This is a genomic window from Spongiibacter tropicus DSM 19543 (assembly GCF_000420325.1).
Taxonomy (GTDB): Bacteria; Pseudomonadota; Gammaproteobacteria; order Pseudomonadales; family Spongiibacteraceae; genus Spongiibacter; species Spongiibacter tropicus.
The window spans coordinates 1,419,780-1,433,205 of record NZ_ATUS01000001.1 but is presented as its reverse complement, the minus strand read 5'-3'; the positions used below and the strand labels follow the sequence as shown (position 1 = coordinate 1,433,205).

Annotated in this window: 13 protein-coding genes; 6 read left to right on the top strand and 7 right to left on the bottom strand. The window is 59.0% G+C overall.

Annotation, left to right across the window (positions count from 1 at the left end; genetic code table 11):
* Positions 1-39: 39 nt before the first annotated feature.
* Positions 40-423: an MAPEG family protein gene (locus G411_RS0106730; RefSeq protein ID WP_022958416.1), complete on the top strand. Its 384-nt coding sequence runs from the start codon at positions 40-42 to the stop codon at positions 421-423.
* Positions 424-501: 78 nt separating this feature from the next.
* On the opposite strand, the gene G411_RS0106725 is transcribed toward G411_RS0106730, so the two are convergent.
* Together G411_RS0106725 and G411_RS0106720 are read right to left on the bottom strand one after the other, a co-directional pair.
* Complete coding sequence (locus G411_RS0106725) at positions 502-1,395, bottom strand: hypothetical protein (RefSeq protein WP_022958415.1); 894 nt, start codon at positions 1,393-1,395, stop codon at positions 502-504.
* Positions 1,396-1,572: 177 nt separating this feature from the next.
* Positions 1,573-3,591, bottom strand: a complete 2,019-nt coding sequence (locus G411_RS0106720) for an oxidoreductase (protein WP_022958414.1) — start codon at positions 3,589-3,591, stop codon at positions 1,573-1,575.
* A 114-nt stretch (positions 3,592-3,705) separates the two neighbouring features.
* Here G411_RS0106720 and G411_RS0106715 point away from each other — a divergent pair, with 114 nt between their 5' ends.
* From G411_RS0106715 to G411_RS0106700, 4 genes are all read left to right on the top strand, one after another.
* Positions 3,706-4,338, top strand: a complete 633-nt coding sequence (locus G411_RS0106715; RefSeq protein WP_028968218.1) for a TetR/AcrR family transcriptional regulator — start codon at positions 3,706-3,708, stop codon at positions 4,336-4,338.
* A gap of 75 nt (positions 4,339-4,413) precedes the next feature.
* A complete protein-coding gene (locus tag G411_RS0106710) occupies positions 4,414-5,343 on the top strand; it encodes an ABC transporter ATP-binding protein (RefSeq protein ID WP_022958413.1) in 930 nt (309 codons plus the stop codon).
* 4 nt (positions 5,344-5,347) lie between these two features.
* The gene (locus G411_RS0106705; protein WP_022958412.1) at positions 5,348-6,109 is read left to right on the top strand and encodes an ABC transporter permease; all 762 of its coding nucleotides are present in this window, start codon (positions 5,348-5,350) and stop codon (positions 6,107-6,109) included.
* Positions 6,110-6,160: 51 nt separating this feature from the next.
* Positions 6,161-7,195 carry an NAD(P)H-dependent flavin oxidoreductase gene (locus G411_RS0106700; RefSeq protein ID WP_245542370.1) on the top strand — a complete coding sequence of 345 codons (1,035 nt, stop codon included), beginning with the start codon at positions 6,161-6,163 and terminating at the stop codon, positions 7,193-7,195.
* A 6-nt stretch (positions 7,196-7,201) separates the two neighbouring features.
* Here G411_RS0106700 and G411_RS0106695 read toward each other — a convergent pair whose 3' ends face one another.
* The 5 genes from G411_RS0106695 to G411_RS0106675 form a co-directional block, all read right to left on the bottom strand.
* Positions 7,202-7,744 carry a hypothetical protein gene (locus tag G411_RS0106695; RefSeq protein WP_022958410.1) on the bottom strand — a complete coding sequence of 181 codons (543 nt, stop codon included), beginning with the start codon at positions 7,742-7,744 and terminating at the stop codon, positions 7,202-7,204.
* Positions 7,741-9,966, bottom strand: a complete 2,226-nt coding sequence (locus G411_RS0106690) for a xanthine dehydrogenase family protein molybdopterin-binding subunit (RefSeq protein ID WP_022958409.1) — start codon at positions 9,964-9,966, stop codon at positions 7,741-7,743. Before G411_RS0106690 ends, G411_RS0106695 begins: the two co-directional genes overlap by 4 nt.
* 9 nt (positions 9,967-9,975) lie before the next feature.
* A complete protein-coding gene (locus G411_RS0106685; RefSeq protein WP_022958408.1) occupies positions 9,976-10,434 on the bottom strand; it encodes a (2Fe-2S)-binding protein in 459 nt (152 codons plus the stop codon).
* A gap of 152 nt (positions 10,435-10,586) precedes the next feature.
* Positions 10,587-11,573, bottom strand: a complete 987-nt coding sequence (locus G411_RS0106680) for a serine/threonine protein kinase (protein ID WP_022958407.1) — start codon at positions 11,571-11,573, stop codon at positions 10,587-10,589.
* A gap of 18 nt (positions 11,574-11,591) precedes the next feature.
* Positions 11,592-12,299 (bottom strand): ComF family protein, encoded by a 708-nt coding sequence (locus G411_RS0106675; protein ID WP_211218295.1) that lies wholly within the window; start codon positions 12,297-12,299, stop codon positions 11,592-11,594.
* 79 nt (positions 12,300-12,378) lie between these two features.
* Between G411_RS0106675 and bioB the strand changes: the two genes are divergently transcribed.
* A complete protein-coding gene (gene bioB, locus G411_RS0106670) occupies positions 12,379-13,422 on the top strand; it encodes a biotin synthase BioB (protein ID WP_028968216.1) in 1,044 nt (347 codons plus the stop codon).
* Positions 13,423-13,426 lie beyond the last annotated feature (4 nt).

Genomic DNA, 13,426 nt, shown 5'->3' with positions numbered 1-13,426 from the left:
CCCATTACACAACAAAAATGATGAGCAGGGGATTTAACTATGACAATTGCACTGTGGTGTGTCTTGATTGCCGGCATGATGTCGCCGTTGACCGGGCTATTGGCTAAAAGTGGTAAGGTTGATGGCAAACGCTATGACAACAACCATCCGCGCCAGTGGCTGGCCAAGTTAGAGGGGCGCCCGGCGCGAGCTGTGGCGGCGATGAACAACAGCTTTGAAAGCTTCCCCTTGTTCGCGGCCGCCGTCATCATTGCCCACATCGGTGGTGCGGCGCAGGAGACGGTGAACATGCTGGCGATGGGCTATATTGCGGTACGAGTGCTCTACACCGCCTTTTATCTGATGAATCTGGGCGCGTTGCGCAGTGCGACCTGGGGCGCGGGTGTAGCGATCGTGGTGGCGCTGTTCTGTATTGTTCCTTGATTACTTGAGGTCGAGAAGAACTTAGGGCCATCGCAACGGTGGCCCGTTCTCTTTTCTGCTGACCCGGCAGACCGTTCTTTAAGGCGCGGCAAAGTCGGTAAATCGCACCAGTTTTGTCGGTCGCCCTTCACTTCCCAACAGAATTTCTTTGCCGTTGGTGCTGAATGTAATGGCTTCGGCCTGACGCAGTCGCGGTGCCTTTAACGGCTGCGGCTCTGCATTTAGAGCGTCCAGCCAACTTTGCTCAGCTTGGCGTGGAAAGTAATAGCTTTCGCGCAGCGTGCTGATCACAGCTCCGCTGCCGTCCGGGGCAAAATCCAGACCGGTGGGGGAGTGCTGGCTGATGCCGCCTTCTCGTTGCGGGCGGTGGCGCTGTGGCGTGGGTAAGCTGGTGACGCTGCCCAGCTCGTTGAGCATGATCGGTGCGCCGGGCAGGGCGTCCAGCGAGAAACGGTAGAGTTTGGGGTGCGTCTCACGCTTGCTCAGCAGATACACCATGCGCGTCTGGGCGTCGATGGCAAGTCCTTCAACATCCCGAGGGCCGCCGTCGTAAATGACGCTGTAACGGCGAAGAAGCCGTAACCGCGGTGCTTTGGCACTGCCGGATTCCGCCAGCAGGTACAGCTCGACCATCGGGCGCAGAGCAAAGTTATCGCCGACATCACCCACCAGCACATAGTTGCCCGAGGCATCGCTGAAGCTGGCGATATCTTCCCAGTCTCTCGCGTCGAGATTGGGTAGCGCTACCGAAAGCACACTCTGCTCATCAGCTTGAATTAATGCCAGTCGTGCGCGGCTGCCGCTGTCGTTGTGACCCCAATAAAAACCAGGGTGGGCATAGCTGGCGGCCAGCCCGCTCAGCTCGCTGAGCCAAGCTGCATTGAGGGAGCTTACAGAGGGGGCGGCTGTGGTTGCCGGTGCGGCCAAGGTAAGCAGCCACGCGGCAAGGCGTCGGTAGTGGCGGTTGAACATACGTGGCCCGGTCGGATTTCGAGAACAACGTCCAAGTCTAGCCGCAGTGCTTTGCAACTGGCTATAGCAACATGCCGCGATAGTCAGCGGTTATACGCATTTCTGGTATATCGGAACGGTCGCCCCGCGCGCAGCTCTGTCAGTGAGGCTGGTTTGGCGTTGGCGCGAGGCAACCGTTTACAGGGAGGCGGCCAAGCGAGTGCCCTGATCAATCGCGCGCTTGGCATCCAGTTCGGCGGCGAGATCAGCACCACCAATCAGGTGCACGGTTTTGTTCAGGCCATCGGCTAACTGGCGGTTGGGTTCCTGTCCCGCACAGATCACTACGTTGTCGACGCCAATGCAGCGTTCCTCACTGCCTTGGCGAATGTGCAGGCCGTCATCGTCGATGCGCAGATATTCGCATCCCGCCAGCATCTCCACGCCTTTGTGCTGAAGGCCGGCGCGATGGATCCAGCCGGTGGTTTTTCCCAGTCCATTGCCCACCTTGCTGGCTTTGCGTTGCAGCAGGGTGATCTGGCGTGGTGACGGGCTGGGTTGCGGCGTCACGCCTTCGATGCCCCCCCGTGACTGCAGGCTCATGTCCACGCCCCACTCACGCATGAACGTTGCAATATTCTGACTGGCATCGCTGCTGTGACTGAGGGCTTCGGCGACATCGAAGCCGATACCGCCGGCGCCGATAATGGCGACGCGTTTGCCGACGGGCTTGTCATCGCGCAGTACGTCCAGGTAGTTCACTACCATGGGATGATCGATGCCGGGAATCTCCGGACGCCGCGGGATGATGCCGGTGGCGAGGATGACTGCGTCGGCATCACTGTTATTCAGTTGCTCACTATTCACGCGCTGGCCCAAATGCAGTTCTACACCAGCCGCGTCCAGACGCTTACGGAAGTAGCGCAGGGTTTCGTTAAATTCCTCTTTGCCGGGCACTTTGCGAGCAATGTTGAACTGGCCACCTATCACTGGGTCGGCATCGTACAGGCGCACACGATGACCGCGTTCGGCGGCGGTGCAGGCAAAGGCCAGTCCGGCTGGGCCGGCACCGATCACGTCGAAGGTCTTGGGCTCTGTTGTGGGCAGAATCAATAACTCCGTCTCGTGACAGGCGCGAGGGTTGACCAGGCAGCTGGTCATACGGCCGGTGAAAATGTGGTCCAGACAGGCCTGGTTGCAGCCAATACAGGTGTTGATGGACTCGCTGCGACCGGCCGCGGCTTTGGCGACAAAATCGGGGTCGGCCAGAAAGGGGCGCGCCATCGACACCATATCGGCATCACCGCGCGCCAACACTTCTTCCGCAACTTCCGGGGTATTAATGCGGTTGGAAGTGATGACGGGAATACTCAGTTGCTGGCGGAATTTAGCGGTGACCCAGGTAAATGCCGCGCGGGGTACCTTGGTGGCGATGGTGGGAATCCGCGCCTCGTGCCAGCCAATGCCGGTGTTGATCAGCGTTGCGCCAGCGGCTTCGATAGCCTTGCCCAGTTGCAGAATTTCATCATAGCTGCTGCCGCCTTCAACGAGGTCCAGCATCGACAGCCGGTAGATAATGATGAACTGTTCGCCGACGGCTTCGCGTACCCGGCGAACCACGTCTACGGCGAGGCGCATGCGGTTCTCATAACTGCCGCCCCAGTCGTCGTCGCGCTGGTTGGTGCGCGCGGCGAGGAACTGATTAATGAAGTAGCCTTCCGAGCCCATAATCTCCACGCCGTCGTAGCCCGCCTGCTGAGCCAGGCTGGCGCTGCGCACAAAGTCCTGAATCTGCTCCTCGATATCGGCTTCACTGGCCGCTTCGGGCGTAAAGGCGTTTATCGGTGCACGAATCGCCGACGGTGCCAGCGGTTTCTCGTTAAAGGCGTAGCGACCTGTGTGCAGAATCTGCATACAGATTTTGCCGCCTTCGGCGTGGACCGCATCGGTGACAATGCGGTGACCCGCGCAGTCGGCTTCGCTGCGCAGAATTTTGGTGTGCTCGTGCGTGGCCGCGCGCTGATTCGGGCCGATGCCGCCGGTGACGATCAGTGAAACGCCGCCCCGGGCGCGCTCGGCAAAGAACGCCGCCATACGCTCAAAGCCGTCCTCGGCTTCTTCCAGCCCAGTGTGCATAGAGCCCATTAATACGCGGTTCTTGAGTGTGGTAAAGCCCAGGTCGAGGGGCTGGAGCAGGTTGGGGTAAGCGGCGCTCATGGCAAATCCTCTTGGAAAAAAATCTAACTAGACGATGTCAAGATTTGCAGGCTACGCCTCGATATGGACGGTGTCAAGATGGACAGTGCCGAGCGCTGCTGATAGAGTGCCGCGATGACTGATACTCCTTCTTGCAGCAAGCCTTCCGGGGCCTATCATCACGGCAATCTGCGCGCGCAGCTGTTGGATGTCGCGGCGCGCTTGCTGCGCGATGAGGGTGAGGCGGGGTTGTCGATGCGTCGACTGGCGCAGGAGTTGGGGGTGTCGCGCACCGCGCCCTACCACCATTTCAGTGACAAGCACAGTTTGCTTTGTGGCATTGCGGAAGAGGGCTTCCGGCGATTTCGTGAGACCTGCTGTGCCCCGGCGCTGTGGCAGCCGTCGACCTTCGACGAGGCCGCATTGCTGGAATTTGCCCGCCAGTACACCGCCTTCGCCCTGTCCCACGCCGAGTACTACGACTTGATGTTCGGCGGCAAACTTTGGAAGTCCAGCACACCCACTGACAGCCTCAAGGCAGAGGGCTATGCCGCGTTCCGCGACTTTGTCAGCTGCATCCGTACGCTTCAGCAGCAAGGAGGGATTGCCGCCGAGGTGGACGTCCTGCGCTTTGCACAGCTCTGCTGGTCGACATTGCACGGCATGAGCCGCCTGCTGATTGACGGTATTTATCTGGATGTTGCCACCGTTGATGATATGTCGGCCACCGCGGCCGCGATGCTCTGGCGACAATGCCGGCCGGCATAGCAATCGGCTATTGATCGGCGTTGCTCGCTGGGCGACACTTTCAGCCTTTTATTTTTCCGACCTGCGGGAGAGTCCGTGTCTTCAGTTATCAGTGTTCGTGACGTCAGCAAGGTTTACGCCTCCGGGTTTCAGGCTCTGAAAGGCGTGAGTCTGGAGATTGAGCGTGGCGAGATTTTTGCCCTGCTCGGTCCGAATGGCGCGGGGAAAACCACGCTTATCAGTATTATTTGCGGCATTGTGAATGCCAGCAGTGGCTCGGTGAGCGCTGCGGGGCACGATATTGTGAGTGACTACCGACGCGCTCGCAGTCGGATTGGGCTGGTGCCTCAAGAGCTGTCGACCGATGGCTTTGAAAGTGTCTGGTCTACCATTACCTTCAGTCGGGGGCTGTTTGGCAAGCCGAAAGACCCCGCTTACCTTGAGCAAATACTGCGGCAGTTGTCGCTGTGGGATAAGCGCCACGAGCGCATTATGGCGCTGTCGGGGGGAATGAAGCGCCGGGTGATGATTGCCAAGGCACTGTCTCACGAACCGGAAATCCTGTTCCTCGACGAGCCCACTGCGGGGGTGGATGTTGAGCTGCGTAGGGATATGTGGGAGATGGTGAGGGGTCTGCGTGAGCGCGGTGTCACCATCATTCTCACCACCCACTATATCGAAGAGGCCGAGGAGATGGCGGACCGCATTGGCGTGATTCGTCGCGGTCAGCTGATGCTGGTTGAAGAAAAGCATCAGTTGATGGAAAAGCTCGGCCAGAAGCAGCTTCGCCTGCAATTACAGAAGCCCTTGCTGACAATCCCTGAAGAGTTGCAGAGCTATCCTCTGAGCCTCAGCGATGACGGCCTGGAGCTGGTTTATCACTACGACAGCCAGAGCGAGCAAACCGGTATCGCCGAGCTTTTTCGGCGGCTGGAAAGTCACGGCATTGACTACAAAGATCTACACTCCACGCAGCGTTCGCTGGAAGATATTTTTGTTAGCTTGGTCAGCGAACAGGAGCAATAACATCATGAATCTTTATGCCGTACGTGCAATCTACCTGTTTGAAATGCACCGCACCTGGCGGACCTTATTGCAGAGTATCGCTTCACCGGTTATCTCCACGTCGTTGTATTTTGTGGTGTTTGGCTCTGCGATTGGCTCGCGCATGGTCGCGATCGATGGCATCAGCTACGGGGCATTTATTATCCCCGGCTTGGTGATGCTGGCGCTGCTCACCGAAAGTCTGTCGAATGCCGCCTTCGGTATTTTCTTTCCGAAATATAATGGCACGATCTACGAACTGCTGTCCGCGCCGGTGTCATTGCCGGAAATTCTGCTGGGTTATGTGGGGGCCGCCGCCAGCAAGTCGATAATTCTCGGCTTGATTATGCTCGCTACAGCGCGGTTGTTTGTCGACTACAGCATCGCCCACCCACTCTGGATGTTGGGGTTTCTGGTACTCACAGCGGTGACCTTTAGTCTGTTTGGTTTCATTATTGGAGTGTGGGCGGACGGCTTCGAGAAGCTGCAGATTGTGCCGATGCTGATTGTCACGCCGCTGGCCTTTCTCGGCGGCAGCTTCTATTCCATCAGTATGCTGCCGCCACTGTGGCAGACGATAACCCTCGCAAATCCGGTGGTGTATCTGATCAGCGGATTCCGCTGGAGCTTTTATGGGGTTGCCGACGTCAATGTTGGTGTGAGTATTGGGATGACGCTGGGCTTTATGCTGCTTTGCCTTGGTGTCATTCACTGGATGTTCCGCACGGGCTATCGCCTGAAAAACTGACGACTGGAGGTGGCGATGGGCTCAGCGGAATGTTTGCTGACAAGGCTGGGAATGTTAAAGCCCATCATTCAGGCGCCGATGGCGGGTGTATCCACGCCTGAGATGGCGGCAGCGGTGTCCAACGCCGGAGGCCTCGGCTCGCTGGGTATTGGTGCCAGCACAATAGTGCAGGCTCGGCAGATGATTGAGGCGACACGACAGCTCACTGATAAGCCGTTCAACGTCAATGTATTTTGCCATGCGGCGCCACAAGCCGAACCGGAGAAAGAGGCGGCCTGGCTCAGGTATTTGGCGCCGCTGTTTGAGGAGTTTGGCGGCGAGCCACCGGCGGGGCTGAACGAGATTTATCGAAGTTTTAACGATGATCCCGAGATGCTGACGTTGCTGCTTGAATTGCGCCCGGCGGTGCTCAGTTTCCACTTTGGTTTGCCATCTCCGCATTGGCTGACGTCATTAAGGGATGCGGGTGTAGTTCTACTGGCGACTGCGACCAGTCCCGACGAGGCGAGGCAGATTCAGGACGCCGGGCTGGATGGCATTGTGGTGCAAGGCATAGAAGCCGGTGGGCACCGGGGCGTGTTTTCAACCTCGGCGCGCGATGAGCGGTTCACAACCTTGGTCTTGCTGCGCCTGCTGTCAATGCAGTGCTCTCTGCCGCTGATTGCGGCGGGAGGCATCATGGACGGGCAGGGTATTGCGTCGGCGTTGGCAGCGGGGGCCGTGGCTGCGCAGATGGGAACCGCTTTTATTCTTTGCCCGGAATCGGCGGCCAACGCCAGTTATCGCGAAAACCTTTTAAGTGCCAGGGCTGGCGAAACCCGGCTGACATCGGTGTTCTCGGGGCGGCCTGCGCGAGGAATGGTGAACCGGCTCGTCAGATATGGCGAAGCCGACGGCAGCCCTGTTCCCGCTGATTATCCGCTGGCGTATGACGCTGCAAAGCAGCTTAATGCCCTGGCGGCAACATCTGGGTGTCATGAGTTCGCCGCGCAATGGGCAGGGCAGGGCGCAGCCCTGTCGAGAGCCCTTCCTGCCGCTGATTTAGTAGACGTGTTGATGACCGAGCTGAATCACGTCCAAGGCTGAGCCGGTTTAGCAGGGGCCGCCTGCATTGACCCAGGCCTTAAGCACTTCCACGAACTGCGGATGGTCGAGGGGAGGCAGGGTGCGGTCTCCTCCCGGCGCAAACCCCCACAGCACCAATGGGTCGACTTCCATATGGCTGAGCAGAGCCTGCAGGTCTTTGCCACCGTTCATGCTTTTGTCTTTGAGTACCGTGCATACCTCAACGGCGCTTTTGTTTTCCCAAGCCATACTCAGTGGTGCCAACCCCCAGTGGGGCGCACCGGGGACTTCGCCATCGGGGCTGTTTTGCTCCTGGTGGCAGGCGCTGCATTGCAGCGTGGGTGCGCCGTGGTCGCTGTCGCCGCGTACGATCAGTTGATCGTGCCGTCTGCGCTCATCGCCTTGACGGGGAAATTCGGTTTCCGTGTGGCAATTCAGGCAGCGGGGATGGGTCAGCACCTCATAGATCGGCGCAAACAGGGGGGACTGCGCGCTAGCTGTGCCACTTAGCGCGGCGCCGAACAGTAGGCCTGTTATCAGTCTGGTCAGTCCTGTCGGAAAAACAGTCATGAGCGGCTCCTTTCGGCGATACGGTAGCCGAGCTTGCTGAGTGGCAGGTCGCGAACCGTTTCCCCTGTCGCGGCAAAAATAGCATTGACCAGCGCAGGCCCGAGTGCCGGAACGCCCAACTCTCCCACGCCGCCTGGCGCATGTTCAGAGGGCAGTACGATTGTTTCCATTTCGGGGGTTTCGAACATTCGAAGAACCGGGTAGTCGTCATAATTGCTCTGCTGAACCACGCCGTCGTTCAGTGTGATTTCTCCGTAGAAAACACTGGTCAGCGCAAAAACGATGGCGGACTCAACCTGGGCGACTACCAGATCAGGATTGACGGCCGTGCCGACGTCCACGGCGCTTATCACGCGATGAATGGTCACCACTTTGTCGGCGGATACGCTGAGTTCTACAACCTGAGCCACATAACTCATCCAATGGCCGAGTACAGCAAGGCCCTGGCTGCGACCGCCATTCGGTCCGCCCCAGTTGGCGGCCTGAGCTGCAGCGTCGAGTACGGCAAGCAGCCTCGGTTCGTTGTTGAGCATACCTCGGCGGTACTGATAGGGGTCGCGGCTGTAGCGAGCGGCGACCTCGTCAATAAAGGTCTCCTGAGCGAAGACGTCGGTGTATTTGTTGACCGATCGCATCCACAGCGCGGGCATGGTGAGATTGACGGTCAGGTGGGCATCCATTAACACGTTGTCGATGTCGTAGGGCATGCCCGTTTCCAGGTCGGTCAGCTCCTTGAGTGGGGGCAGCGTGCCCTCCGCGAGGGTGTCCAGAAGCTCCTCTGCGTACAAAATAGCGGTCACGTCCTGGGTCACCGCTCGATGGGTCCAAGCGGTGATATTACCCTGATTGTCCACGGCGGCGCTGACTCTCACGGCGGCGGCGGGGCGGTAGAAACCGCCTTTCATATCGTCTTCCCGCGTCCACATCACCTTAACGGGTTGGCGGACCGCTCTGGCGACGAAGCAGGCGTCGCGAACGTAGTCGGCGAATACGTTGCCACGACGGCCGAAACCGCCGCCCGATGACATGGTGTGGAAATTGATCTGATTGGGCAGCAAGCCGAGAATGATGCTGGCGAAGGTTTTATCCAGCGTGGGAGATTGACTGCCGGTCCAGATGTCGGCGCGACTGCCATCGTAGTCCACGGTCACGTTCAAGGGCTCCATCGCGGCGTGGGCTTGGAACGGGAAATAGTAGTCCGCTGAGCGCACCTCTGCGGCAGCAAGTTGTGCGACCGGCACCAAGCCGTCAATGCGGATCGGCACGCCGGGAAGGTTGAGGCGCAACTCGTAGGCTGAGCGGGTGAGATCGCTGTCCGTCCGCCCGGCCAGCAGCTCGTTCCAACGCACTTCCAGCGCTTGGCGTCCTTTTTCTGCCGACCAGTAGTCGTCGGCAACGACGGCAACGCCGGCCGGTGTTGTATGGACTTCACGGACGCCGGGAATAGCCAGCGCCGCATTGTCATCGACGGTCAGTGCCTGCCCGAAAAAACGGGGAGGTCTGGCGAGAACAGCAGTCAGCATGCCGGGCAGGTCCACATCGATGCCGTACTGAAGTGTACCGCTCACCTTGGCGGCCGCGTCGTTGCGTTGCTTGGATTGGCCGATAATGCGGTATTGCGATGGCTCCTTGAGGGGCGGCGTCAGCGGCACCCTGTAGCTTGCTGCCTCTTCCGCCAGTTCACCGTAGCTGGCGCTGCGGCCATTAGCATCGTCATAGACGAAGCCCCGGTCGGTACGCAGCGACTCCCGGGTGACTTCCCAGCGATCTGCCGCTGCCTGAATAAGCATCTGCCGCACGGCAGCTCCGATTTGGCGCTGGGTGTCGAAATAGCCACGGGTTGTGGCGCTAGCCACGGTAAATTGCAGCAGTCCGCCAAAGTAAGGGTTGTTAAAGCGCGCAGCGACCGGCGAATGCTCGGCGGTGACCATTTCCCAATCGACATCCAGCTCTTCAGCAACAATCATCGCCATCGAGGTCAGTGCCCCCTGGCCGATTTCCGAGGCGCCGACCAGAATGTGTACGCGGTTGTCGGTACTCAGCCGCAGAAACTCACCAACGGCGTATTCCTGAGCGTCGATCGGTTCGTTGGTGCCATCGCCAGGGTTGCCGCTGTTGCTTCCGCCGCCACCTCCGCCACCGCCACAGGCAACCAACAGGCCGCCGCCAGCGATGGCCGAAACACGCAGGAACTGGCGGCGTGTCAGTTCGGAAAATTCCATAACGCCTCCTTAGAGCTGTTCGCTGGCGATTTTGTGAATAGCTTTACGAATTCGCGGATAGGTGCCGCAGCGACAGATGTTGCCCGACATTGCCTCATCGATATCGCGGTCACTGGGGGAGCGATTGTCTTTCAGCAATGCCGTTGCTGCCATGACCTGCCCGGATTGGCAGTAGCCGCACTGGGGGACATTCAGCTCTTGCCAGGCTGCCTGAACCAGACGGCCAATATTGTCCTCATTCATCACTTCAATGGTGGTGATGCGGTGCCCCTCGGCGGCGCTGATCGGCATCACGCAGGCGCGGGTGGGTTGTCCGTCAACGTGCACGGTGCAGGCGCCACAGAGCGCTTGCCCGCAGCCGTACTTGCTGCCAAAAAGCTTGAGGTTCTCCCTTAGCACCCACAGCAGGGGTTTATCGCCGGGCACATCCACAGTGTGGTCTTGGTCGTTGACGTTGATGGTATACATGCAAACTCCTAAGCCCGTTTATGATCGTTTATTCGGGGCAGTGGGGGAGGAGTATAGCCTTGCCTCAGGCGCCATGTATTGGCCGTTGAGTAGCCCGGCTTGTCATCTCCTGCCATGGATTTTAACTTTACGTGTGTAAATGGGGAAGGCGATCACGCCTGTAGGGTTAACGGGGGTTCTTGCAGCAGGGCGAATTGCTCGCGCAGTGACAGGATGTGTTCACCCCAGTAGCGCTCGGAGTTGAACCAGGGGAAGGCAAGGGGAAAGGCCGGGTCGTCCCAGCGCTGCGCCAGCCAGGCGGCGTGATGCATGATTCGCAGACTGCGCAGGGGTTCTATCAGTCGCAGTTCGCGTGGTGAGAATTCGCGGAATTCTTCGTAGCCCTCGACCAATTCCAGCAGCGCGCCCTGCTGGGTATCGCGGTCGCCGGACAGAAACATCCACAGGTCCTGAATAGCCGGCGCCATGCGGCTGTCGTCAAAATCCACGAGCAGGGTGTCGCCATTACGAGACAGAATGTTGCCGACGTGACCATCGCCGTGGCAGCGGATATTGCGCGGTGCAACGTTGGCAAAGGCCTCATCAATCAGCGCGATGACATCCTGGCTGATGCCCTGATAGGCATCGCGGAGCGAGCTGGGCAGAAAATCGTGTTCCAGCAGAAACTCGCGGCTGGCTGTGCCGTAGCTGGCGGGGGTGAGTTGTGGGCGGTGATGATAGTCTTCGGTTTCTCCCAGCAGGTGAAGTCGCCCAAACAGCCTGCCGAGTTGAAAGAGATTTTCCATATCATCGAGCGCGGGTGCATGGCCGCCTCGACGAGGGTATAGCGCAAAACGATAGCCGTCGTGCTCAAACAGGCTGTCACCACCGCTATTCCGCCAGGGGGCAATCACCGGGATATCTGCATCGCTGAGTTGCTGGGTGAAGCGGTGCTCTTCCTCTATCTGCGCATTGCTCCAGCGTCCGGGTCGGTAAAACTTCACGACCAGTGGTTCGGCATCTTCCAGGCCGAACTGATAAACCCGGTTTTCGTAGCTGTTGAGAGCGAACACGCGCAGGTCGCTGACAAAACCGACGCTTTCCACGGCATCGATCACCCGGTCCGGGTTCAGGGCCGCAAAATTCTGCTGTTCGTTCATTTACTGCTCCGCTGAGTCTTACTGGCCGGGCTCCGAGGTTCTCGCCAGGCACCAGATGTCGACGCGCCGGGCGCCAGCGTCGAGGAGTATAACGGCCGCGGCATTGGCTGTCGCGCCAGTGGTGAGTACATCATCGACCAGCGCCAGGTGCTTTCCTGTGACGTTTGCGCGGGGTGAAAGGACAAAGGCACGGCGCAGATTGCGACGGCGTTCCGCCGCTGTCAGCCCCTGTTGGGCTGCTGTGTGTACACGGCGTTGCAGTGCGTCTTTAACGACAAGACCGAAGGCGTCGCCCCATTGCTCGGCCAGCAGTCGCGATTGATTGAAACGCCGTTGCCAGCGCCGCCGCCAGTGCAGCGGGATGGGGATCAGGGCGTCCGGGGGCTCTCGACGCACGTCATCGCCACAGCAATTCATCCACAGTTGGGCCAATACGCGGCCATTGGCCATGTGCCCGGCATGTTTGTAGCTGAGTAGCAGTTGGTCGATGGGCGGTCGGTAGGAAAAGGCACTGAGACAGCGTGTGAAGCGAGGAGGGCGTCGCAGGCAGTGGCGACACAGCCTGTCACTTTGGGGTAGGGGTAGCGCGCAGTGTTGGCAGTGTGTGCCCAGCTTCGGTAACTCCACCTCGCAGTCGGGACAGAGCTGCTGGCCTGCTTGCTGACAGCACAGGCAGCGTGGCGGCAGTAGACGGTTCAGACTGTTGTTTACCCACTTGTAAACCATAATCATCCCTGTTGGTTGACAGCGTATCGGGGCCGGGTATCATTACAGGCTTTGCCACAATCTGCAGAGAATGCTCGCCATGACAGCTATTCGCCACGACTGGACCAGTGAAGAAGTTCAAGCGCTCTTTGAGCAGCCATTTAATGACCTGCTCTTTCAGGCGCAGTCCGTGCATCGCGCTAACTTCGACCCCAATACTGTTCAGGTTAGCACGCTGCTGTCGATCAAGACCGGTGCCTGCCCGGAAGACTGCAAATACTGCCCCCAGAGCAATCGCTACGACACCGGTCTGGAAAAAGAAAAGCTGATGGAAGTGGAGAAAGTCCTGTCCGAGGCGCGTGCTGCTAAGGCTCAGGGGTCGACCCGCTTCTGTATGGGCGCCGCGTGGCGTTCACCCAAGAAAAAAGATATGCCTTACGTGACCGCCATGGTGCGCGGGGTGAAAGAGATGGGCCTGGAAACCTGTATGACGTTGGGCATGCTCAGTGGCGAGCAGGCGCAGGAGCTGGCCGAGGCGGGACTGGATTACTACAACCACAATCTGGATACCTCGCCAGAATACTATGGTGAGATCATCACGACGCGCACCTATGGTGATCGCCTGAATACCTTGTCGAACGTCCGCGATGCGGGCATTAAAGTGTGCAGCGGCGGCATCGTCGGCATGGGTGAATCCGTGAAGGATCGCGCCGGCTTGCTGCTGCAACTGGCGAACTTGCCCGAGCACCCCGAAAGTGTGCCCATCAATATGCTTGTGCGGGTGGAAGGTACGCCATTGGAAGCCGAGGCGGACCTCGATCCCTTCGACTTTATTCGCACTATTGCCGTGGCCCGGATCATGATGCCCCAGTCCCACGTGCGACTGTCGGCGGGTCGCGAGGAAATGAATGAGCAGATGCATGCGCTGGCGTATTTTGCCGGGGCCAACTCTATTTTCTATGGTGAAAAGCTGCTGACCACGCCTAACCCGGAAGCCAACAAAGATCTGAAACTGTTTGATCGTCTGGGAATTTCGCCGGAGCAGCGCTGCACCGAGGCGGATGATGATGCCGCTGCTGCTGCCCTGATGGGTGAAGTGGAACGGGTGCAGAACGACAAGTTCTTCTACGAAGCCACCGCCTGATCAC

Coding starts and splice junctions, on each gene's coding strand:
- G411_RS0106730 (WP_022958416.1), top strand. CDS start 40: ATGACAATTGCACTGTGGTGTGTCTTGATTGCCGGCATGATGTCGCCG.
- G411_RS0106725 (WP_022958415.1), bottom strand. CDS start 1,395: ATGTTCAACCGCCACTACCGACGCCTTGCCGCGTGGCTGCTTACCTTG.
- G411_RS0106720 (WP_022958414.1), bottom strand. CDS start 3,591: ATGAGCGCCGCTTACCCCAACCTGCTCCAGCCCCTCGACCTGGGCTTT.
- G411_RS0106715 (WP_028968218.1), top strand. CDS start 3,706: ATGACTGATACTCCTTCTTGCAGCAAGCCTTCCGGGGCCTATCATCAC.
- G411_RS0106705 (WP_022958412.1), top strand. CDS start 5,348: ATGAATCTTTATGCCGTACGTGCAATCTACCTGTTTGAAATGCACCGC.
- G411_RS0106700 (WP_245542370.1), top strand. CDS start 6,161: ATGTTAAAGCCCATCATTCAGGCGCCGATGGCGGGTGTATCCACGCCT.
- G411_RS0106695 (WP_022958410.1), bottom strand. CDS start 7,744: ATGACTGTTTTTCCGACAGGACTGACCAGACTGATAACAGGCCTACTG.
- G411_RS0106690 (WP_022958409.1), bottom strand. CDS start 9,966: ATGGAATTTTCCGAACTGACACGCCGCCAGTTCCTGCGTGTTTCGGCC.
- G411_RS0106685 (WP_022958408.1), bottom strand. CDS start 10,434: ATGTATACCATCAACGTCAACGACCAAGACCACACTGTGGATGTGCCC.
- G411_RS0106680 (WP_022958407.1), bottom strand. CDS start 11,573: ATGAACGAACAGCAGAATTTTGCGGCCCTGAACCCGGACCGGGTGATC.
- G411_RS0106675 (WP_211218295.1), bottom strand. CDS start 12,299: ATGGTTTACAAGTGGGTAAACAACAGTCTGAACCGTCTACTGCCGCCA.
- bioB (WP_028968216.1), top strand. CDS start 12,379: ATGACAGCTATTCGCCACGACTGGACCAGTGAAGAAGTTCAAGCGCTC.